Here is a 21,560-nt window from a genome sequence, read left to right as displayed (position 1 = left end):
GATAAAGGAATGCCAGAGCGACGAGCCGGGGCCGGGCGATACGCGCCGAGCCCCTCGGGAGACCTGCACCTCGGCAATCTGCGCACTGCGCTACTCGCGTGGCTGTTCGCGCGCACGACCGGTCGTGACTTCCTCATGCGGATCGAGGATCTCGACCGTGCTCGCGACGCTGGCAGTGCTGAGCACCAGCTCACCGACCTGACCAAGCTGGGTATCGACTGGGATGGTCCCGTGATCCTGCAATCAGACTGTGCTGCGGCGCATGAAGCGGCGATTGCGCAGCTCGCAGCCGCTGATCTGGTGTACGAGTGCACGTGCACGCGGAAGGACATTCTCGCCGCGCCGAGTGCGCCGCATGCTCCGCCGGGTGCCTACCCCGGAACGTGCCGCAACCGGACTGCGGCGGAGCGAGCTGCCGCACGACACGCAATCGCTCCGCGGTTGCCAGCGCTCAGGCTGCGCGCGCCTGCCGCCGTGAACACGGGGGGATTCACAGACCTCGTGCTCGGGGAGACCCGCGGCGACATTGATGATTTTGTGCTGCGCCGAGGCGACGGGACGATTGCCTATAATCTCGCAGTGGTCGTCGACGATGCGGAGATGGGAATCGACCAGGTCGTCCGGGGAGACGACCTCGCCTCATCGACGCCGCGACAGATCCTGCTGCAGCGCTTGCTCGGTCTGCCTACCCCGCCCACCGTCCAATACGCTCACGTGCCGCTCGTGCTCGGTCCTACGGGAGCACGGCTAGCGAAGCGTGACGGCGCGGTGACGCTGTCGGATCTCGCGGCGGGCGGTATGGATACTGCAGCCGTGCGCGCTGCTTGCGCAATCGCTTGGGCTTGCGGCCCCGGGTGAAGCGGTCACCCTGCAGCAACTCGTTGCCAGGTTTGACCCGGCTCACCTGCCTCGGGAGCCGTGGACCTGGCGAGCCAGCTAGCGCCTGCAGCGAGCCGACTAGGGCCTGCAGCGAGCCGACTAGGGCCTGCAGCGAGTCCGGCTAGCGCTTCAGTGCGCGGATGACACGCGCAAGCGCTCGACCCGCGACCCACACAAACGGAGCGCCAACGACCAGCAGCGCAACGACATTCGGTTCAAAGCGAGTCGCGCCGTCACGGGTCACGTACGCGCCAACCGGGATCGAGATCCCGCCCCCGCCGCCGCCAGAGCCCTCGCCCTGCGTGGCCTCCTCAGAGACACCGCCCGCCCCAGTCCCCTCGCCGGCGCCAAAGCCGTACCAGGTCGTGGCGACGGGCATGATCGTGGTGCCCCCGGTCTCGACGGGTTCGCCGTAGGCGGAGTGCACCCCGACCTGCGTCACGGTGTCTGCAAGCTGCTTCGTGAGAGATGCCATGGCGCCAGCCTAGCGCGTCGACCTGCGCCGCGGCAGGGGGTGACGCGAGTTCGGAGTTTTTCCGAGAACCAGCGGGTGAACGGTTCGTGTTACGCGTCGCTCCCGCCGTGACGCGGCGGCCGCAGCGTCTGCGGCTGAGGTCGCTTTGCTTCGAGTCCGTCACCAGACGACACATGCTTGATGCGGCGCAGCACCCAGGGCACGAGGTGCTCGCGCGCCCACACCACATCTTCTTTGCGAGCCTCGCGCCAGTTTCGCACGGGCAGCGGCGGCGGATCCATTGCGGGGAGCTCATGCGGCACATTGAGCACGTCGAGCGCCGCTCGGGCGATCGTATTGTGCCCGAGCGCGTTCAGGTGCAAGCGGTCACCTGCCCAGAAGCGGCTGTCTTGCAACTCGGGAATTGCCCACTGATCGACCACGACGCAGTCGTATTTCTGCGCCACCTTCCGCACGTTCTCATTGAAAATGGCAACTTTGCCGCGAATGCTGCGGAACACGGGCTGGAAGGCGGTGTCGACCCCGGTGAACAACATGATGGTGGCTCCGGTCTCGCTGAGCCGCTCCACAATGCGATCGAGCTTCGCCGCGACCTCGTCAGGATCAGTCCCCGGCCGAATCACGTCATTGCCCCCGGCGCACACGCTGATGAGATCCGGGCGCAGGTCCTGGGCCACCGCAACCTGTTCCTCGGTGATCTGCTGGATCAGCTTTCCGCGGACTGCGAGGTTCGCGTAGGCAAACTCGTCGTCGTACTCGGCGAGTACCTCCGCGAAGCGATCTGCCCATCCGCGCAACCCGCCCGGGCTGTCAGCATCGGGATCACCCACACCTTCAGTGAAGGAATCCCCGATGGCCACGAAACGTGACCAGGGAAGCTCGATTCCCGCCCGATCCTCTGCCATACGAAGCTCCGATCATCCAGGGCGCTCCAGGTCTGGTGCGCACGCAGTACCGATAGTCTAGGGCGCTGTGACAGATTCGGACCCGGGCCTCCACCTGCCGGGGACCAGCGCAGCCGAACATTTGCCGCCCGCCTATCCAGAGCGAGCGGCGCACGGCACCGCCGGCACGCTGCGCGCTTGGCAGGAGGAGGCGATAAAACGCTATCTCGATGCCTCGCCTCGAGACTTCCTCGCTTCGGCGACCCCTGGAGCAGGGAAGACCACGTTCGCCTTGCGCCTCGCTTCGATCCTTCGCGCCAACCACACGGTGCGTCAGATCATCGTGGTGGCCCCCACTGAACACCTCAAAACTCAGTGGGCCGATGCGGCGATGCGCGCCGGCATCAGGTTGAACCCCAACTACGCCAATAGTGACGGATTCGGCTACGGCAGCCATTTTCATGGAGTGGCAGTGACCTACGCACAGGTCGCGATGAAGCCGGTGCAACACCGCTTGCTCACTGAGTACACCGACACGCTCGTGATCCTCGATGAGGTCCACCACGGAGGTGACGCGCTGAGCTGGGGCGACGCGATCCGTGAGGCCTATGGCTCGGCGACGAGGCGGCTCTCACTCACCGGAACGCCGTTCCGCTCGGACGACGCGCAGATCCCGTTCGTGGAATACGCGCCCCAGCCCGATGGAACGACGGTGTCCCTGACGGACTACGACTACGGGTACGGCCGTGCGCTCGCTGACGGCATCGTGCGCCCGGTGATCTTCATGGTCTACGCAGGCAAAATGCGGTGGCAGACTTCTGCTGGCGAGGAGATGGAAGCGAGTCTCGGCGAGGGGAACACGAAGGACATCACCTCGCAGGCCTGGCGCACGGCGCTTGATCCTGCTGGTGACTGGATTGGGAAAGTGCTCAAGGCAGCGGATCGGCGCCTCACCGAAGTGCGTGAGACCGTGCCCGATGCCGGCGGGCTGGTGATCGCGACGGATCACGCCTCGGCGAAGTCCTACGCGCGCCAGCTCCGTGAGATCACGGGGGAGCAGGTCGCACTGATCCTGTCTGACGACACGGGGGCGAGCGAGCGCATCGACGAATTCTCCAAGGGGGATTCGCGCTGGATGGTGGCCGTCCGCATGGTATCTGAGGGCGTGGACGTGCCCCGGCTTGCTGTTGGCGTGTACGCCACGAGCTCTTCGACGCCGCTGTTCTTCGCTCAAGCGATTGGCCGCTTCGTGCGCTCGCGCCGCCGGGGCGAGGTCGCTTCCGTGTTTATCCCGAACGTGCCAGCACTGATGCAGCTTGCCTCCGAGCTGGAAAAGGAACGCGGCCACGTGCTCGAAGGTCCAGCGAGCGCGGAAGAGATGTGGGATGCCGAAGCCGCGCTCATGTCCGAGGCTGAGCGGGAGGACAAGGCTTCGTCCGAGCTGCTTGAGGGAGAAGGGTTCGTGTATCAGGCGCTTGCGTCTGATGCGCACTTCGATCGTGCAGTGTTTGATGGTGCCGAGTTTGGCGGCTACGCCGAAGTGGAGAGCGAAGAGGAACTTGACTTCCTCGGCTTCCCGGGGCTCTTGGAGCCTCAGGAAGTGAAGGCGCTTCTCCAACAGCGTCAGGCGCGTCAGGCAAAGCGCAGCGCCTCGAAGCAGGGGATCTTGGAACATGCACCGGACCGTTCGGAGGCGCCTGAAGCGCTGCACCGCACGCTGGGTGAGCAGCGCAAGCTGCTGTCGAGCCTGGTCGGGATGTACTCCAAAGTATCGGGGGAGCCGCACAAGGACATCCATACGGAACTCCGGCGGGTCTGCGGCGGTCCTGCGGTGCCACAGGCATCAGTGACGCAATTGCAGAAGCGGATCGATCTATTGCGCCGGAGACTGCGGCCGTAGCCTCCGGTGTGGGGCGCGGGATGCCGGTGCGTGTGGCGCCGCCGCCGCGTATTCTGGAGCGATGGCGAAGAAGACTGCCGGATCCCAGCGCTCTGGATCCACCCCAGCGACTGTGGCGTTGCGGGCGATGGGGATCGCGTTCTCCGAGCGCAGCTACGCGCACGACCCCGCGGTCACGGACTTTGGGGGAGAAGCAGCGCGCGCGTTGGGCGTCGCGCCCGAGCGGGTGTTCAAGACCCTGCACGCGGATGTAGACGGCGCGCTCGCAGTGGCGATCGTGCCGGTCTCAGGCACGCTTGACCTCAAGGCTCTCGCAGCGGCACTGGGCGGAAAGCGGGCGGCCATGGCGGATCCTGCGATGGCTGAGCGACGCACCGGCTATGTCGTCGGCGGGATGAGCCCGCTTGGACAGCGCAGCCGCCTCCGGACCGTCCTCGATGCGTCCGCGATGGCGCACGCGACGGTACTGGTGTCTGGCGGGCGGCGCGGCCTTGATCTTGAGTTGCGCCCCGACGATCTGCTGCAGGCGACGTCTTCAGTGCTTGCCGAGATCGGGCGTGTCGGGTGAATCAGCGCTCAAAATCGAGTGCGACGCGCGCGAGTTCCCGAACGAATTGGTTCGGATTCAGCGTTCCATGCTAAGTTATTCTCTGTTCGGCCGGTGAGAAACTGAAAGAACGAAACGTGAGCGCGGGTGGCGGAATGGCAGACGCGCTAGCTTGAGGTGCTAGTGCCCGTATTAGGGCGTGGGGGTTCAAGTCCCCCTCCGCGCACGTGGAGTAAGAAAGCCCCCTTCTTTGGAAGGGGGCTTTTTCGTGCCCGCAACGGGCTCCGGGTTCGGGTCATCAGTGTCAGTCCCCGCGTATCCGCGACCTCAGGCTACAGCTCTCGCCCCATCGTGAAGACAACCGGGCCGTGCTCAATCTCCGTGCGATGGGTCACCAAGAAGCCGTGCCGCTCGTAGAGTGCGACGTTGCTGGCCGCTGATGTTTCAAGGGAGACGCAGGGGTGTGCTGAGCTCGCAACTGTCGCCAATGCTGCGCCGATGAGCGCGGACCCGAGGCCGCGTCCCGCGTGGGACGGATGCACGCCGAGCGTCGCGAAGTCCCAGGAATCCGGCAGTCGAGGCGGCAGCTCGAGCTCGAACAGCGCAGCGAGACGACTGCCCAGCAGCGCGCCGATCTCCTGTTGAACGTGCGCAGCTGGCTCTGGGCTGTCCGGTGGGAGCAACGCAGCAACTCCGGCACAGTTGTCGCTGACAATCACGATCCCGTGTTCCAGCGCGTGCGTGAGGTAGGCCGCCTGGAGGCGCTCCAGGCGGCTCTCGTACTCGTCTTCTGGAATGCTCCAGCGCGTCCAGGGGTAGTTGGTGAACGCGCTGCTGAGCGTCGCCGCTGCGGCGGAGATGTCGGCCAGTGTGGCCCTGCGAAGTGAAGTCGTCACCGCATCAGCCTACGAGATGCCTCCGCGCTCGGTTCCTGCCGCGGGCAGCGTCTGTCGAGTATGCGAATGTCGGGGGTGAGCAGCGCGATTGCCCACAAGGTGGGCACACTCGACGAGAGGGGCCGATGGGCTCCCCGTTTGATGCTTACTGCGCCGACCAGCCACCGTCTGAAGCGAGGATGACGCCGTTCACGTTCGCGGCGTCGTCGCTCAGCAGCCACGTGATCGCGCTCGCGAGTTCCTCAGGCGTCGCGGGAGCAAGCCCGATCGCTTGGAACGCGGGGCCCATGAGCTTCGCGGCGTACTCGGACTGAAACGAACCGTCGACGTTTGTTGCGACGCCACCAGGAGCGACCGCGTTCACGCGGACGCCCTGGCGTCCATACATGTACGCAGAGTGCTTCGTGAGGCCGACGACCGCGTGCTTGGAGGCGGTGTAGGCCGCACCAGCGGCGTTCCCGCGCAGCCCGGCCGCGCTCGCGGTGTTCACGATTGCGCCAGAGCCGCGCTCGACCATACCGGGAAGAACAGCGCGCGAGAGTCGCATCACTCCGGTGACGTTGATATCGAAGACTCGCTGCCACACGTCATCTGGAACCTCGGCTACCGGGTAGAAACCATCCATGATCCCTGCATTGTTTGCAACCACGTCGACCACGCCGCCTGCAGCGTCAATAAGCTGTGCGATGTCAGCTTCGACGGTGACGTCACTGACCACAGTGCGGAGGCGGTCAGTCTGGGCCTCCGCAGCAAACTCGGAGAGTCGCTCGGCTGAGACATCGGAGGCGATGACGGTGCCGCCCTCGGCGAGGAGCCGCTGCGCGATCGCCTTCCCGATACCGGATCCGGCGCCGGTGACGATCGCTGTCTTGCCGTCAAACCGGCCGGGAACTACCTGAGTGCTCATGGAATACTCCTACCTGTGTTGCTTCTGGATGCGAGGCCACCGGCCTCCCTACGCCTCAGTGTGGACCTCCTACCTCAGCTGCGCAGCGGGGTGAACTCTCAGGCGATTCTGATCACCTGGGACCTCTCTCACCTCACCGGGGGCGTCTCGCGCCTCGGGTTTTTCCCCGCCTCGTCACACTTCGTGATCCCCTCCCGAAAGTCTGAGGTGGCCGATACTCTGGGGGCATGAGTATCGAATCGTCAGAGCCCGAGCTCTCAGAGACCGCCCGTATCGCCCGCGATCTGATCAGGATCGACACGTCGAACCGAGGGGGAGGGGACGCCGAAGCGGAGCGTCCCGCTGCTGAGTACGTCGCGGCGTATCTGCGAGAGCTCGGTCTGGAACCGACGATCATCGAGTCGGAGCCGGGTCGGGCGAGCGTGGTCGCCCGTGTGACCGGGGCGGATCCCGAGCTCCCAGCACTGGTGCTGCACGGTCACCTCGACGTTGTGCCCGCTGACCCAGCGAACTGGAGTGTGGACCCGTTCGCCGGTGAAATCCGCGATGGCATGTTGTGGGGCCGTGGGGCGGTCGATATGAAGGACATGGATGCCATGATTCTGACTGCGACGGCGGAGCTGCTGCGCGCAGGCGAGCGCCCGCGACGCGACGTGATCCTCGCGTTCTTTGCCGATGAGGAGAACGGTGGCGTGTACGGCTCCCATCACCTGGTTGCTCACCACCCTGAGCTCTTTGCCGGGGCTGGCACTGCGGTGAGCGAAGTGGGCGGCTATTCGATCGACGTCGAGGGCACACGCGCCTATGTGATTCAGACCGGTGAGAAATCACTTGATTGGATCCGGCTCCGCGCCCGTGGCACAGCAGCGCACGGTTCGCGCGTCTGGCAGGACAATGCGATCACCCGGCTCGCGGAGGCGATCGCGGCGCTCGGCCGCCACGAGTGGCCGCTGGCGCTGTGCGACACCACACGCGAGCTTGTGGGTGAAATCGCTGCAATCCTCGGCGAGGATCCCCAGGAAGTCGCTCCTGATGAACTCGTGCTCCGCCTCGGAAAGAGCGGTGGGTTCATCCAGGCGAGTCTGCGCAACACGAGTAACCCGACAGTGCTCACCGCGGGGTACAAGCACAACGTGATCCCTGACACGGCCGAAGCGCTCGTGGATGTGCGGTCGCTCCCAGATCAACAGGCCGACGTCCTGGCTGAAGTGCAGCGCATCGTGGGCGATGACATCGAAATTGAAACGGTGCACTCCGACATCGGGCTTGAAGTGCCGTTTGCGGGTGAGCTCGTCGATGCCATGACGGCGAGCCTGAAACGCCACGATCCAGAGGCGCGCGTGTTGCCGTATCTGCTTTCAGGCGGCACCGACAACAAGGCGCTTTCGCTGCTCGGGATCACGGGCTACGGCTTTGCCCCGTTGCGCCTCCCAGCAGACCTCGATTTCCCTGGGATGTTCCACGGCGTCGACGAGCGGGTACCGCTCGACGCGCTCGACTTCGGGCACCGTGTGCTCGCGGACCTGCTCCGCAGTTACTAGTGCTGGTGCACCAGCACCAGTACCAGTACCAGTACCAGCACCTGGGCCTGTGAGTGCCACTTGTGCCCGGGAGCGGCGCAGCACGTACTCCGAAAGCCTGTGAATTCGGGGGCGGCCTGACGCGAGCTGGGGTGCCCGGGTGAGCTAGTCTGGACGGCGGCCCGAATCGACGAGGTGCGCTCAGCGTGCCTGCCCAGAAAGGAAACCATGGGAATCTTCGAGGCGATTCTGCTCGGCATTATTCAGGGACTGACCGAGTTCCTGCCGATTTCATCGAGCGCGCACTTGCGAATCGCGAGCGAACTCATGGGGATCGGGGATGCGGGATCGGCGTTCACCGCGATCACCCAGATCGGCACGGAGGCCGCGGTGATCGTGTTCTTCTGGCGTGACATCGTGCGGATTATTGGAAGCTGGGCTCGATCCCTGACTGGCAAGATCTCCCGCAAGGATCCTGACGCTCTGATGGGCTGGTGGATCATTCTCGGAACTATCCCGATCGTCGTGCTTGGGCTGCTGTTCCAGGACCAGATCGAGGGCTCGCTGCGCTCGCTGTGGTTCGTCGCAATCAGTCTCATCGTGTTCGGCATTCTGCTCGGCGTTGCGGACCGTATCGGACGCAAAGCGCGTCCGCTGGATCAGCTGACCTGGAAGCACGGCATCGGCTTCGGTTTCGCCCAGGCGCTCGCATTGATCCCCGGAGTCTCGCGCTCGGGCGGCACGATCACCGCCGGTCTGCTCATGGGATACACGCGTGAGGCAGCGGCCCGGTATTCCTTCCTGCTGGCCATTCCTGCGGTGTTCGGATCGGGTTTTTACCAGCTCGTGAAGGCGCTCAAAGCACCGGCAGGCGAGACCCCCATGGGCATGACGCTGATCGCGACCGTCGTCGCGTTCGTCGTGGCCCTGTTCGTCATCGGGCTGTTCATGCGCTACATCTCAAAGCGCAGCTTCATGCCATTCGTCATCTACCGCGTGCTGCTCGGCGCGCTGATCATCGTGCTGCTCGGCACCGGCGTCCTCACCGCTGAGGGCGGCACCGCAGCAGCACAGGCGGCTGTGACCGTCGGAGGGAGCGCGCTGTGAGGACTTGGACGCCGCCTGAGCTGCCAGAACTGCCAGGCACCGGAACTGTCCCGAAGCTGTTCAACACGGCGACGGAGCGGATGGAACACCCAGCAATCCCTGATGGCAAGGCGCTGCTCTACGTGTGCGGCATCACGCCGTACGATGCGACCCACCTCGGACACGCCTTCACCTATCTCACCTTCGACATCATGCAGCGTGCCTGGCGTGACGCCGGGATCGAGACTGTCTACGCGCAGAACATCACCGATGTCGATGATCCGCTGCTCGAACGCGCCACTGCGACTGGTGTGGAGTGGCGAGATCTCGCGGACGAACAGATCGGGCTGTACCGCTCCGACATGCACCGGCTGGGGATGCTGCCGCCCGAACACTTCATTGCGGTCACGGAGCAGATTGACGAGATTGCTGCGGCCGTGCTCGAACTCCGAGAGCGCGGATTCGCCTACTCGGTACCGACGGAGAACGCCGCAGGCGATGACCTGTACTTCGATACCGCTGCCGCTGAGCGCAACTCACAGTGGCGGCTCGGCGACGTCGCGCCCTACGATCCCGAACTCATGCGCCGTTTGAGCGCCGAGCGCGGTGGCGATCCCGATCGCCCTGGTAAGCGCGGGCCGCTGGACCCACTGCTGTGGCGCGCAGCGCGACGGGGAACCGAGCTGGGAGTCACCCGTTGGCCCCGGGCGGCCCGGCTGGCACATCGAGTGTTCCGTGATCGCCACTGGTGCGCTCGGCGGCGCATTTACCGTGCAGGGTGGGGGATCGGACCTGATCTTCCCGCACCACGAATTCACCGCTGCGCACGCTACGGCGCTCTCGGGCACTCCGCTTGCGCACGCCTACTGCCACGCCGCGCTCGTCGCCTACCAGGGGCACAAGATGTCGAAGTCGCGCGGCAACCTCGTCTTTGTCTCGAAGCTGCTCGACAGTGGTGCGGATCCGTCGGCGATTCGGCTTGGCCTGCTCACGCACCACTATCGCACGGAGTGGGAGTGGGCCGATGCTGACCTCGCAACGGCGACGCGTCGCCTTGAGGCATGGCGTGCCGGCCTCGTGCGACCGTGTGATGACCCGGTGCTCGCCGCCACAGTTGTGCAGCAGCTGCGGGCCGCCTTGGCAAACGATCTCGACACTCCAGTGATGCTGGCGACTCTCGACGCCGCGCTCGATCGTGGTGTTGACGATCCAGCGCTCATCGCTGATGCGGTGCTCGCACTGCTCGGAGTGCGGCTGTAGCAGCTTAGGGCGTCGTCGGGCTGGCTCCACCAGGAGTGTCTCCGTCACCGGGAGCGCTTGGCGGATCAGTCTCGCCGGTCTCGCTGGCGGCCGCCGGGTCTGCTCCCTCAGCCGGGTCCTGAGACGGGGCGGTCGGGGCGGTCGGGTCGGAATCGGCCTGACCGGCTTCGGCCTGTCCTGGGTGCACGCCTGCTGCCTCGGCCCCACCCGGCTCCTGCGCTGCGTTGCGGCGCGAGCCATCCTCGAGGAACTTCTCGAACTCGGCCGCGATCGCGTCGCCTGTTGTTTCCGCAGCGAGCGCTTCATCGCGAGTCTCTTCCAAGCCTCGGATATAGCGGGACATGTCCTCGTCGGCCGCCGCAATGCGATTGATGTTCGATTCCCAGTCGGTGGCCTGATCAAGGAGCTCGCCGCGGGGAATCACAATGTCGAGCAACTCTTCGAGCTTGTCGAGCAGCGCAAGCGTCACCTTTGGCGACGGCGTACTGTGCACGTAGTGCGGCACTTGCGCCCAGAGCGACACCGGTGGAATGCCTGCCTCAGTGAGCGCCATGTCTACCACGGTCGCGATACCCGCAGGCCCCTCATACGTGCTGCGAGTCGCGCCAGTCGCCTCTCGGCGCGCGGCATCCTCGCTCGTGATGGTCGTGACGACGGGGCGTGAGTGCGGCGCGTCGGAGTACATCGAGCCGAGGATGATGACGTTGTCGATCGCCCAGACATCGACGAGCTCAACGATTTCGTCTGCGAAACTCTGCCAATCGCGTGCCGGTTCTACGCCAGACAGCAAGAACAGTTCGGTGACGCGACCGCCATCAATTCGACGCACCGTTTCGGCCGCGGATTCGGCTTCCACATCATCTTCTGCGCCTGGGCGGCGTACCGTGCCGAGCAGGCGCGTATCCGGCCACTCCAACACGCGATCTCCCGCATCGTCAAGCGAAATCTTGGGCCGGTGCACTTGGTAATCGACGTAGCCTTCTGAGCCGATCACGTGCAACACTTCAGCGTCAACCAGCGCTCCGAGGTGCTGCAGCACCTCGCTGGTGGCATCGCCGGCGTCGCTCCAGCCCTGGAAGGCTGCGATGAGTACGCGGGGGTAGCCGGGGGAGGCGTCGGTCACGACGGGGTGCTCCTTGGAAGTCGACGGTGGGGCCGTGAGAACAACGGTCGTTCACCAGGATATCGACTGTGGCTCGGTAGGATGGTGCGGATGAGTGCGAACCTCTCCCCGAGAACCCCCGCGGCAGTGCTGTGGGACATGGATGGAACCCTGATTGATTCGGAGCCGCTGTGGCTCGACACTGAGATTGCGATGCTCGATCGCTACAGCATTGAGTTGACCGACGAGGTCCGCAATAGCCTGATCGGATCTGGACTGCGTGCGGCAGCCCAAGTGTTCCAAGAGCTCGGCGTTCCACTCACCGCTGACGAGATCATCACCGAATGGAAGAACGGCGTCATCGACCGGCTGCGCGCAACGGCGCCACAGTGGCGTCCGGGCGCGCTCGAACTGCTGAGCTCGCTGAACGCTGCTGGGATCCCGTCTGGCCTCGTGACGATGGCGGTGCGTGAGATCGCTGACACCGTCATGGACCTCCTGCCGAGCGATATCGCGTTCGCGTCAGTGCTCGGCGGTGACGAGGTGCAGCACGAGAAGCCGCACCCCCAGCCCTACCTGCTGGGCGCTGCGCAGCTCGGCGTGCAGATTGCGGACTGTGTTGCGCTTGAGGACTCGATCAACGGACTGCGCTCAGCACACGCTTCGGGGGCAGTCGCCATTGGGATCCCGCACACGATCCCACTCGATGGCGTGCCTGCGCACGAGCTCTGGTCGACGCTGGCCGGGGTGGACGCCGATAGACTTTCTGAGCGTTTTCGGTTCCATGCGGGTGCCGTCGCCACAACTGGAATGGGAGAACTCGCGTGAGCGAACTTGATACGGACACCGGAGCCTCAGCGGGCACCCCAGCGAAGAGCGGGCCGCTCGGCTACGGCGACCGCGTGCAGCTCACCGGCCCGAAAGGGCGTCTGAACACGATCACACTCGTGCACGACGGTGAATTTCACAGCCACCGCGGCGTCATCGCGCACGCCGACCTCGTCGGGCTCCCTGACGCCTCGGTCGTTGAAAACAGCAGCGGTGAGGAGTACCTCGTGCTCCGCCCGCTCCTGTCAGACTTTGTCATGTCGATGCCGCGCGGTGCCGCAATTGTGTACCCGAAGGACGCGGCCCAGATCCTCTCCCTCGCAGACATCTTCCCGGGTGCGCGAGTGGTCGAGGCGGGCGTCGGATCCGGTGCGCTCTCGCTGCACCTGCTCCGGGGGATCGGCGAGCAGGGCGAGCTCTTCTCCTTTGAGCGCCGCGAGGAGTTCGCTGATGTGGCGCGTGCGAACGTCGCTGCGTTCTCGGGTGCGGCCCCTGACAACTGGACGCTCTCAGTCGGAGATCTGCAGGACACCCTGCCCGCCGTCTGCCCGACTGACTCAGTGGACCGGGTCGTGCTCGACATGCTCGCGCCGTGGGAGTGTGTCGGTGTGGCGGCTGAGGCCCTGAAACCGGGCGGCGTCCTGATTTGCTACGTCGCCACGGTGACGCAGCTCTCCCGTACTGCAGAGGAGATTCGCCGGAGCGGACTCTTCACACACCCGCAATCCAACGAGACGATGGTGCGCGGCTGGCATGTTGAGGGCCTTGCAGTGCGCCCGGATCATCGGATGGTCGCCCACACCGGCTTCCTCATCACGGCCCGCCGCCTCGCGCCGGGAACGGTGCTGCCGAGCCTCAAGCGGCGCGCATCAAAGGGCGAGTTCACTGACGCCGATCTCGCGAGCTGGCTCCCGGATCTCGCAGGCGAGGTCGAGAGCTCTGAAATGTGGAGCCCCGAGGTGGTCGGCGATCGGGTGAAGAGTGACAAGGTGCTGCGTAAAAAGGTCCGCGAGGCGCGCGCGCTCGCGGACGAACGCGGGGTCGAGACCGCCCCGGAAGCTGAGCAGGCCGCGTCAGCAGCCCCGGGCCAGCAGGCTACGAACACGGCGGAGTAATCCGGTCGACGTTCATCTGCGCGCCCCGCTGCATCGCGGCGGGGTGCGCAGACCATCAGCCGCCGTTCGATAGGATGGCGGAGTTCACACAGAGGCTTCCGCGAGAGGTGCATATGCTTCGTCGAATCATTCCCGCAACCGCAGTGACGGCGCTGCTCATCGCCGGGGTGACCGGGTGCAGTGCGCAGCAGAACGCTGCCGCCGACTGCACGCCCTCGATGGGCCCCGGTGCGCTCAGCGACAATGTGGTGGTGCTTGGCGAGTTCGGGCATGCCCCGCAGGTGTCCGTGCCGAAGGGCACCGATATTCTCACGTCGCAGCGTACCGTGGTGTCCGAGAACCCTGATCGCAGTGATATCGCTGCGGAGCAGACGATCGTGGGCGTCAACATGGCCTTCTACGACTCGGAGAGCGCTGACACGCTCTACGCCAGCCCCGGTTTCACTGATCCGAAGCTTCCCTCCGAGTACCTGCTTGTGTCTGAGGCAGCAGCGAACCCGCTGAGCGAAGCCGTGCGCTGCGCTGCAGCCGGCGATCGTGTGGTGCTCGCCCTGTCGCCTGAGGAGGGAGCCCAGCTCGGGTCTCAACTGGGCAGCACCGGCAACGGGACGGTTGTCGGCGTCATCGACGTCGTCTCAGCGAGTCCGCTCGCGGCCCAGGGGAAGACGCGAGGCTTGCCCAACGGGTACCCAGCCGTTGTGACGAACGAGAACGGCATCCCCGGCGTTGTGCTGCCGCCGAGCGCTCCACCAACGGGCACCACGTCCGCAACCCGAATTGAGGCTGATGGCCCGAAGGTCACGGCTGAAGACGGGGTCATCGCTCAGGTGCTCAGCGTGAGCTGGGACGGTACGACGGAACTCAACACCTGGGAGACCGGTCCACAGGTGCTCGGCACCGAGGCCCAGATCCCTGAGTCGGGCAACACCTTCCGCACTGAGCTGACGGGGGCCGCCGTGGGCTCGCAGGTCGTCGTACTCGAGAACGAGGGCGAACAGCCCCGTGTCGTCGTCGTCGACATCCTCGGAGTGAACTGAGGTCACACGTGGCGGACCGGTCAACGGTGCCAAGCGAGCAGCGAGTGTTTAGCCTCGTGCTCGCACTCGTGGTGAGCCCCGAGGGGCTCACCAAACGCGAGCTGCTGTCGACGGTGTACGGCTACTCTGAACGATTCCGCAGGGGCGACGAAATATCGCCGGCTCTCGATCGTCAGTTCGAACGCGACAAGGAGCAGCTGCGAGGTCTCGGTATTCAAATCGAGACTCGCGACTCTCCTCTCGAACCCGGGAACAACCAGCTCGTCCGCTACCGGATATCGAAGGAACGGCTCGAATTCCCGAGCGACCTGCGATTCAGTGAGCGGGAGCTCGTGCTGCTGCGACTCGCCGCGCTCGCGTGGCAAGACGGCAGCCTGAGCGCCGAGTCGCGCCGCGCCGCGATGAAGCTGGAGGCCCTCGGGGCGGGCCTCGATGTGCAGCATCTGGGAGTGGCGCCCAGCCTTGGCACTGCCTCGCCGGCCGCCGCGCGGTTGCAGGGCGCAATCGACACCGGCAATATCGTGCGCTTCGGCTATACACTGCCCGGCCGCGATGCTCCGCTGGAGCGCCGAGTGGCTCCGCTCCGGTTACATCGCGCCGATGGGCGGTGGCACTTGCTCTCATGGGATCTGGATCGAGCAGCCGATCGAGTGTTCCTGCTGGCGCGAATTGACGGCCCGGTAACTGTCGAGCGAGCAACGTTCGATCCGGCGCTGTTCGAGCGCGCCGAAGGTGCGGTCGCTGAACTCCTCAGGCTCCGTGATGCTCAGCGCGCGACGGTGCGGGTGCGTCGCGGGTCGATCGCGGAGGCGAGGCTGGCTCCGCGTGCGCTTGAAACTGCGGCAGTTCCCATCGCCGAAGGAGCTCTGGAAGCGCCGGATGCCGTACTCACTCTGGGCATGCTCGATCCGCACTTGTTTGCGACAGAGCTGATCGGGTTCGGCGCGGATGCTGCGGTCGTGTCCCCAGATTCGCTCCGGGCACTCGTGGCTGAGGGATTGCAACGGATCGCAGACACTCATGGCGGGGGTACCGATGCCTAATCCAGTGCTGGGCCCAGATCGGGTATTGCTGCTGCTCGCGCTCGTGCCGTATCTGCGTGAGCACGGCGCGGTCTCTGTGACTGAACTTGCGGCGACGTTCGATGTGACGCCGAAGCTGCTCCGCGAGCTCGTGCGCTTTCTCGGAACGGCTGGTGTGCCGGGCGAGACGATGAGCTACCAGCACGAGGATCTCTTCGATATTGATTGGGACGCGCTCGAGCGCTTCGACGAAGTGAGTCTCACTCGCACGGTGGCCGTCGAGGAAGCCCCGCGCTTCGCACCGGCCGAGACGGCGGCACTCGTTGCGGGGCTGCACGCGCTCACAGCCGTGTTGCCTCCACAAGACGCGGAACTCGCGCGAGCCACCGCCGCCAAGTTGGGTGCGGCACTCGGTGCTGGCGCGACCCCCGCGGTGTCGGTGAGTGTCGACCCCGAGGATCCGCGAATTCCAGTGCTCGTGACCGCGATCGATACCCAGCGGTCCGTACGCTTTGTCTACCGCGATGCCTCGGGTGTCGAGACGCAGCGTACGGTGGATCCCATCGCGCTTACCCAGGGCGGGGGCGGGTGGTACTTGCGCGCATTCTGCCTCGACCGAGATGCCGAGCGCACCTTCCGAGTGGACCAGATTGCGGAACTCACCCTCTCAGAACTGTCGCGCACCGTCCGCACAACGCAGTCTCAGGGATCGCCGCCGCGTGCGTCCGATCCCGATCCTGAAGCGGGCCCGAAATCTCGTGTGACTCCCGCTCCGGTATCTGTTGCGCCCGTGACTGGGATCACACTGCGGGTAACGTCGCGCGCGCTGCCCCGGCTGTCCGGCTTCGCGCCCGAGATTGTGAGCGAGACCGCGGATGGCGGGGTAATCGTGCGTGTTGACGCGTGGCACCGCGACACCGCGATCAACCTCGTTCAGCTCGCCCCCGGTGAGATCTCGATTGAATCGCCTGCCGCCGCGCGCGAGGCAGTTCGTGTATGGGCGGAGCGAGCCCTCGCGGCCTACGGGGAGTAAGGGTGGCGGAGCAATTGCCCTGCTGTCCTGAGATACACTGAGCGAATGGCACGAGAGCCGCGGACCAAGCGCAACCCAGACGGGCGTATGAGCCTCGGTGACCACCTCGTAGAGTTCCGGAAGCGGCTCATGTACTCCGCGATCGCGATCGCGATCGCTCTGGTTGCTGGCTGGTTGTTGTCTGACCTGGTGTGGGACATGCTGCGCGTCCCAATCGAGCGACTCGGAGAGCAGGGGCGTGAGGCCGTCATCGCCTACGGCGATATTACGGGCGCCTTTGACACGAAAGTGCAGATCTCGCTGTTCATTGCCGTGTTGATCGCATCGCCGGTGTGGCTCTACCAGATCTGGGCGTTCTTGGCGCCCGGTTTGACGCGCCGCGAGAAACTCTACGGTGTGGGCTTTCTCGCCGCTGCGGTGCCGCTGTTCCTCGGCGGCGCCGTCGCAGGATGGTTCGTGTTGCCCAACATTGTGCGTCTCATGGCGAGCTTCCAGCCGGAGGAGGACGCGTTTTTCCTGCAGGCTCGGCTCTACCTCGACTTCACCATCAAACTCATGCTCGCTGTCGGCATCGGCTTCGTGCTGCCAGCGTTGCTCGTGATGCTGAACTTCATGGGGATCCTGCGCGGGAAGTCCATCTTGAAGAGCTGGCGCGTCGCGATCCTGTGCATCATTCTTTTCGCGGCGATCACGACGCCGGCTGCCGACCTCATGAGCATGTTCCTCCTCGCGATACCGATGATCGTGCTGTACTTCAGCGCTGCAGGGATTGCGCTGCTGCACGACCGCAGGGTGGATAAGCGACGGAGCGCTGAGCTCGCCGAATACGACCTCGAAGACGCATCGACGAAGGACGAGGAATGACCGAAACTGCAGTGCCCGCCACACCACCCACTGAGACGGCGCTGCAGTTTTTTGCGAACCGGCTCGCCTACCCGCTCGACACCTTCCAGATCACAGCCTGTGAGCGGCTCGAAGAGGGGCGCAGCGTCTTGGTGGCCGCCCCCACGGGATCGGGCAAGACCACGATCGCTGAGTTTGCGGTGTATCTTTCACGACGCGAACGGGACGCGCGGATTTTCTATACGGCCCCCATCAAGGCGCTCTCGAACCAGAAGTTTCGAGAGCTCTGCGACGAGTATGGGGAGGACGAGGTCGGCCTCCTCACCGGCGACCTCAATATCCGCGGCGACGCGCCGATAGTGGTCATGACCACTGAGGTGCTCCGCAACATGATCTACGCAGAGTCGAGCGCGCTCACGGACCTCGCGTTCGTTGTGCTCGACGAAGTGCACTTCCTTGGCGATCGATTCCGTGGTGCTGTCTGGGAAGAAATCATCCTCCACCTGCCGCGGCACGTGCGGCTCGTCGCGCTCTCAGCGACAGTCTCGAACGCTGAAGAGTTCGGCGATTGGATGCACGCCGTGCGCGGAGACACAGACGTCATACTGTCCGAGCATCGCCCGGTGCCGTTGTACCAGCACGTGCTCACGCCGAAAGAACTGTTGCCGCTGTACGTTGGCCGCGACGGCGAACTTGCCGCGCGTGGCAAGTTGAACCCAGAACTTCGCATGCTTGAGGGCGGCAGGGGCAGTGGTCGCGGTGGACGTGACGGGCGGGAACGCTCGCGCGGTCGTGCGCCGCAGCGTCGCACCCGGCGCGTCTCACGGGCCGACATCGTGCGCGCGCTCGATGAGACAGAGCTGTTGCCGGCGATCGTGTTCGTGTTCAGTCGCAATGGCTGCGATCAGGCCGTGCGGCAGTGTCTGTTCGAAGGCATCACACTGACCTCGCGCGAGGAGCGTGAGGAGATCCGTCGGATCGCTCGCGCTGAGGTGCGGGACATGAGCGAAGAAGAGCGCAGAGTGCTCGGGGTGCGGGAGTGGCTCGCGGGCCTTGAACGGGGCGTTGCCGCGCACCATGCCGGGTTGTTGCCGGCGTTCAAAGCCGTTGTTGAGCGACTGTTCCAGCGCCGGCTCCTGAAGATCGTGTTCGCGACTGAGACACTCGCGCTCGGTATCAACATGCCAGCACGCGCAGTCGCGATTGAGCGGCTCGACAAGTTCAATGGCGAGCAGCGCGTGCCGTTGACCTCGGGGGAGTACACCCAGCTCACCGGCCGCGCGGGCCGGCGCGGCATCGACGTCGAGGGGCACGCCGTCGTGGTGTGGAGTGACGGCGTCGACCTTGAGGAGCTTGCCCATCTCGCTGGTGCACGCTCATTCCCCGTGAACTCGAGCTTTCGGCCGACCCCGAACATGGCGGTGAACCTGCTGCAGCGGATGGACGAGGAGCATGTGCGGGAGACACTTGAACTCTCCTTCGCGCAGTTCCAGGCGGACCGGGCAGTGGTGGATCAGGCACGGGAGCTGCGCGCCGAGCAGGAGTCGCTCGCTGGTTACGACGCAGCGGCCTCCCGCGCGCAGGGATCCGATCAGCGGCGCTGGGAGGATCGAGCACGGAAGCTGCGGCGCAAGATCGAGCGCGGACGGCGGCAGATTGCCTCGCGCACTGGCACCATTGCGCGCACCTTCGACCGTGTGGTCGAGATGCTTGTCGAGCTCGGCTATCTCGAGCGCGTTTCGGGCGAGCCCCAGGTGACAATCTGGGGTGAACTGCTGCGCCGGATTTACGGTGAGCGCGACCTGCTGGTCGCCGAGTGCCTGCGCGAGGACGCATTCCGAGGTCTCGATGCTCCAGCGCTCGCAGCGATCTGTTGCCTGCTCACGTACGAGCCGCGGCGCGACGACGAAGGGGCGCCACGGTTGCCAGGAGGTGCGGCGTTTATCGCCGCGCATGATCGTGTGCTCGAGACCTGGGTGCGACTTGACGATCTGTCCGAGCGGCAGCGACTGCCGCGCAGCGAGATGCCGCATGCCGGCCTCGCAGCTACGATGCACGCGTGGGCGTCCGGCCAGCCAATCGAGCGGGTGCTCGAAGAGTCCGGCCTCGGCGCGGGCGACTTCGTACGCTGGACGAAGCAGACGATCGACCTCCTTGACCAGGTGTATCAGGCCTGTGAAGCGGGAGCGCGGCTCGGGGTCGAAGCGGATCGGCTGGACACGCTCGCTCAGCTCGCACGGTCCGCCAAACGCAGCGTACGGCGCGGCATCGTCGAGGCGTCGAGCACGTCGTGACGGACCCGATCGACCCAGCTGCCGGGCCACGCCGGCTGAACTGGTGGCTCTCGTTGCTTTCCGCACTTGCCGGAGGGCTGCTGCTCGATGTGGCCGGGCCAGGTATCGGTTGGTGGCCGCTCGCGTTTCCTGCTGCTGCGCTGATCCTGCTTGCCGTGTGGCAGCAACGCCCGGCGTGGGGACTGCTGACTGGCGCAGTCGCCGGCCTCGCCTTCTGGGGGCCGCATATTTCGTGGCTGACGCTCTACCTCGGGCTCGTGCCGTGGGCGGGCCTGACGGCAGTGATGACGGCCTGGTTCGCGCTGCAGGGAATCCTGATTGCGCTGGCCACACGCGGCCTGGCTCGAGTGCGCTGGCTGCAGCCTCGGTCGAGCGCACTGCTCGCCGCACAAGCGGTCGCGGCCTCGGGGCTGTGGCTGCTCCGCGGGGGTGCAGAGCACCTGGCCGTACGGGGGCTTCGCATGGGGCCGCCTGGCGCACACCCAGGCGAACGGCTGGTTTGCTGAATCAGTCTCGTGGCTCGGGTTTGCGGGGCTTTCCGGCGTAGTGGCGCTCATTGCAGCGCTCGCTGCGGGGATCGTGTGTGCCCCGCGCAGGCTTCCCGATCGCGTGCGTCACTGGCGGCTCGGCGTCGCCGGAGTTGGTGTCGCGACGCTGCTGCTACTCGCGCTGGTACCCGCGGCGCCGCTGCAACAGGACGGCACGCTGCGCGTCGCAGCGATCCAGGGTAATTCGAAGTCGGGAATCTTCGACGACCGCGAGTCGGGCGATGTCTACCGCGATCACGCTGAGGGAACTGAGCGGCTCCTCGACGAGCTCGAGGCAGCAGGCGAATCGGTCGATCTCATCGTGTGGCCGGAGAACAGTGCCGAGTTTGATTTGCCTGGCAACACACTGCGTGACTTCGAGATAGCGGGACTCGCGAAGCGGGCAGGGGCTCCGATCGTTGCCGGGTCGATCCTGCAGGATCCTGACGGCAGCTACACGAACAGTGCGGTGGTGTGGGACGCAACGGGAGCTACGGGGGCGCGCTACGACAAGCGCTTCCCGGTTCCGTTTGCTGAGTACATGCCAAACCGCGAGTTCTTCCACCTGTTTGCGCCAGATCTCGTTGACCTCGTGCAGCTGGAGTACCAGGCGGGCGAACGCCCCGCCGTACTTGATATTGAGACCAACGCTGGCGCGATCGCGGCGGGTATCGCCATCTGCTTCGACATCACGTTTGATGAGCAAGCCGAGGCGATGGTGGATGGCGGGGCACAGCTGATCCTCGCCCCGACAAATAATGCCGATTTCGGTCGCACTGACGAGAGCGCGCAGCAGTTGCAGATCGCACGGCTGCGCGCGATTGAGACCGGGCGCGCACTCGTGAACATTTCCACCGTGGGCACGAGCGCGGTGGTGGCGCCGACTGGGGCGATGCTCGACGAGCTCACTCCGTTCACTGCGGACGCGCTCGTTGCCGAAGTGCCGCTCGTCTCCGGCAAAACACCCGCGCTGCAGTTCGGCGGGGCGCTGGCCGGATTCTGGATGTTGCTTGGCGCAGCGTGCGCCATGTGGGGAGCGCTGGCTGGCTACGAGCCGCGTCGGGCGCGTAAAAGCTGAAGCCGTTCCTCAAGGAGTTCTTCCAACTCTTCGCGGGAGCGGCGCTCAATCAGCATGTCCCACGGAGTGCGCTGCGAGGATTCTTTCTCTTCGAACTCAGCCCGGGCCGTGCGGCCAGCCTCGTCGTCGAGAAAGCCGAGCTCGCCGCTCTTCTGATCGGCCCACTCGGGCGGCGGCTCTGCGTCGGCGTCGAACAGAACGCTGAAGCGGTTGCCGCGATCGGTGAGGTATTCGACTGTGCGGCGCGGAGATAGCTCCACACCTTCTTCTCCCTGCAGGCTCGTCGCACCGATACGAGTCCCGCGAAGTGTTCGATCGGCCATGGTT

General features: G+C 65.4%; 19 protein-coding genes, 1 tRNA gene and 2 pseudogenes. 16 read left to right on the top strand and 6 right to left on the bottom strand.

From position 1 onward, the window contains the following. The first annotated feature begins 9 nt into the window (after positions 1 to 9). A pseudogene (gene gluQRS / locus K1X41_RS02140) lies at positions 10 to 940 on the top strand (tRNA glutamyl-Q(34) synthetase GluQRS). Positions 941 to 1,000: 60 nt separating this feature from the next. On the opposite strand, the gene K1X41_RS02135 reads toward gluQRS, so the two are convergent. Continuing rightward, positions 1,001 to 1,354 (bottom strand): spore germination protein GerW family protein, encoded by a 354-nt coding sequence (locus K1X41_RS02135; protein ID WP_220175211.1) that lies wholly within the window; start codon positions 1,352 to 1,354, stop codon positions 1,001 to 1,003. Between the two features lie 89 nt (positions 1,355 to 1,443). Beyond that, on the bottom strand, positions 1,444 to 2,259 hold the full coding sequence (locus K1X41_RS02130; RefSeq protein WP_132203575.1) for an SGNH/GDSL hydrolase family protein: 816 nt from the start codon (positions 2,257 to 2,259) through the stop codon (positions 1,444 to 1,446). Positions 2,260 to 2,326: 67 nt separating this feature from the next. Between K1X41_RS02130 and K1X41_RS02125 the strand changes: the two genes are divergently transcribed. The 3 genes from K1X41_RS02125 (at position 2,327) to K1X41_RS02115 (ending at position 4,911) form a co-directional block, all read left to right on the top strand. Beyond that, positions 2,327 to 4,138: a DEAD/DEAH box helicase gene (locus K1X41_RS02125; protein WP_132203573.1), complete on the top strand. Its 1,812-nt coding sequence runs from the start codon at positions 2,327 to 2,329 to the stop codon at positions 4,136 to 4,138. A gap of 61 nt (positions 4,139 to 4,199) precedes the next feature. Beyond that, the gene (gene ybaK / locus K1X41_RS02120) at positions 4,200 to 4,706 is read left to right on the top strand and encodes a Cys-tRNA(Pro) deacylase (protein ID WP_220175210.1); all 507 of its coding nucleotides are present in this window, start codon (positions 4,200 to 4,202) and stop codon (positions 4,704 to 4,706) included. A 120-nt stretch (positions 4,707 to 4,826) separates the two neighbouring features. Further along, a tRNA-Leu gene (locus K1X41_RS02115) sits at positions 4,827 to 4,911 on the top strand. Positions 4,912 to 5,017: 106 nt separating this feature from the next. Here the strand turns inward: K1X41_RS02115 and K1X41_RS02110 are convergent. Beyond that, positions 5,018 to 5,581, bottom strand: coding sequence for a GNAT family N-acetyltransferase (locus tag K1X41_RS02110; RefSeq protein ID WP_132203569.1), 564 nt, complete (start codon positions 5,579 to 5,581; stop codon positions 5,018 to 5,020). 145 nt (positions 5,582 to 5,726) lie between these two features. Next, positions 5,727 to 6,488: an SDR family NAD(P)-dependent oxidoreductase gene (locus tag K1X41_RS02105; RefSeq protein ID WP_220175209.1), complete on the bottom strand. Its 762-nt coding sequence runs from the start codon at positions 6,486 to 6,488 to the stop codon at positions 5,727 to 5,729. A gap of 227 nt (positions 6,489 to 6,715) precedes the next feature. On the opposite strand from K1X41_RS02105, the gene K1X41_RS02100 reads away from it, so the two are divergent. The 3 genes and pseudogenes from K1X41_RS02100 (at position 6,716) to mshC (ending at position 10,354) form a co-directional block, all read left to right on the top strand. After that, positions 6,716 to 8,029, top strand: coding sequence for a M20/M25/M40 family metallo-hydrolase (locus K1X41_RS02100; protein ID WP_220175208.1), 1,314 nt, complete (start codon positions 6,716 to 6,718; stop codon positions 8,027 to 8,029). Between the two features lie 207 nt (positions 8,030 to 8,236). Then, on the top strand, positions 8,237 to 9,115 hold the full coding sequence (locus K1X41_RS02095) for an undecaprenyl-diphosphate phosphatase (protein ID WP_132203563.1): 879 nt from the start codon (positions 8,237 to 8,239) through the stop codon (positions 9,113 to 9,115). Continuing rightward, positions 9,112 to 10,354 (top strand): annotated as a pseudogene (gene mshC / locus K1X41_RS02090) (cysteine--1-D-myo-inosityl 2-amino-2-deoxy-alpha-D-glucopyranoside ligase). Before K1X41_RS02095 ends, mshC begins: the two are co-directional and overlap by 4 nt. A 4-nt stretch (positions 10,355 to 10,358) precedes the next feature. Here the strand turns inward: mshC and K1X41_RS02085 are convergent. Then, a complete protein-coding gene (locus K1X41_RS02085; protein WP_220175207.1) occupies positions 10,359 to 11,477 on the bottom strand; it encodes a PAC2 family protein in 1,119 nt (372 codons plus the stop codon). A gap of 90 nt (positions 11,478 to 11,567) precedes the next feature. Between K1X41_RS02085 and K1X41_RS02080 the strand changes: the two genes are divergently transcribed. The 9 genes from K1X41_RS02080 to lnt all read left to right on the top strand — a co-directional run bounded on the left by K1X41_RS02080 (position 11,568) and on the right by lnt (position 21,233). Continuing rightward, positions 11,568 to 12,284, top strand: a complete 717-nt coding sequence (locus K1X41_RS02080; protein WP_258566609.1) for an HAD family hydrolase — start codon at positions 11,568 to 11,570, stop codon at positions 12,282 to 12,284. Beyond that, positions 12,281 to 13,399 (top strand): tRNA (adenine-N1)-methyltransferase, encoded by a 1,119-nt coding sequence (locus K1X41_RS02075; protein WP_220175206.1) that lies wholly within the window; start codon positions 12,281 to 12,283, stop codon positions 13,397 to 13,399. The genes K1X41_RS02080 and K1X41_RS02075 overlap by 4 nt, the downstream gene beginning before the upstream one ends. A 113-nt stretch (positions 13,400 to 13,512) precedes the next feature. Continuing rightward, positions 13,513 to 14,436 (top strand): peptidylprolyl isomerase, encoded by a 924-nt coding sequence (locus tag K1X41_RS02070; protein ID WP_220175205.1) that lies wholly within the window; start codon positions 13,513 to 13,515, stop codon positions 14,434 to 14,436. An 8-nt stretch (positions 14,437 to 14,444) separates the two neighbouring features. Next, the gene (locus tag K1X41_RS02065) at positions 14,445 to 15,479 is read left to right on the top strand and encodes a helix-turn-helix transcriptional regulator (RefSeq protein ID WP_132203553.1); all 1,035 of its coding nucleotides are present in this window, start codon (positions 14,445 to 14,447) and stop codon (positions 15,477 to 15,479) included. Continuing rightward, on the top strand, positions 15,472 to 16,491 hold the full coding sequence (locus K1X41_RS02060; RefSeq protein ID WP_220175204.1) for a helix-turn-helix transcriptional regulator: 1,020 nt from the start codon (positions 15,472 to 15,474) through the stop codon (positions 16,489 to 16,491). Before K1X41_RS02065 ends, K1X41_RS02060 begins: the two co-directional genes overlap by 8 nt. A 45-nt stretch (positions 16,492 to 16,536) precedes the next feature. Further along, entirely contained in the window at positions 16,537 to 17,355 is an 819-nt protein-coding gene (gene tatC, locus K1X41_RS02055) for a twin-arginine translocase subunit TatC (protein ID WP_243642832.1), read from the top strand. Then, complete coding sequence (locus K1X41_RS02050; protein WP_220175203.1) at positions 17,352 to 19,628, top strand: DEAD/DEAH box helicase; 2,277 nt, start codon at positions 17,352 to 17,354, stop codon at positions 19,626 to 19,628. The genes tatC and K1X41_RS02050 overlap by 4 nt, the downstream gene beginning before the upstream one ends. Next, the gene (locus K1X41_RS15310) at positions 19,625 to 20,134 is read left to right on the top strand and encodes a hypothetical protein (protein ID WP_258566608.1); all 510 of its coding nucleotides are present in this window, start codon (positions 19,625 to 19,627) and stop codon (positions 20,132 to 20,134) included. Before K1X41_RS02050 ends, K1X41_RS15310 begins: the two co-directional genes overlap by 4 nt. Further along, positions 20,058 to 21,233, top strand: a complete 1,176-nt coding sequence (gene lnt / locus K1X41_RS02045; protein WP_258566607.1) for an apolipoprotein N-acyltransferase — start codon at positions 20,058 to 20,060, stop codon at positions 21,231 to 21,233. Before K1X41_RS15310 ends, lnt begins: the two co-directional genes overlap by 77 nt. Here the strand turns inward: lnt and K1X41_RS02040 are convergent. Further along, complete coding sequence (locus K1X41_RS02040; protein ID WP_132203547.1) at positions 21,203 to 21,556, bottom strand: RNA polymerase-binding protein RbpA; 354 nt, start codon at positions 21,554 to 21,556, stop codon at positions 21,203 to 21,205. The genes lnt and K1X41_RS02040 overlap by 31 nt on opposite strands. Between the last annotated feature and the right edge of the window lie 4 nt (positions 21,557 to 21,560).

This window comes from Leucobacter luti (genome assembly GCF_019464495.1).
Taxonomy (GTDB): domain Bacteria; phylum Actinomycetota; class Actinomycetes; order Actinomycetales; family Microbacteriaceae; genus Leucobacter; species Leucobacter luti_A.
The sequence above is the reverse complement of the archived record's forward strand: the minus strand, read 5'-3'. Positions and strand labels throughout refer to the sequence as shown.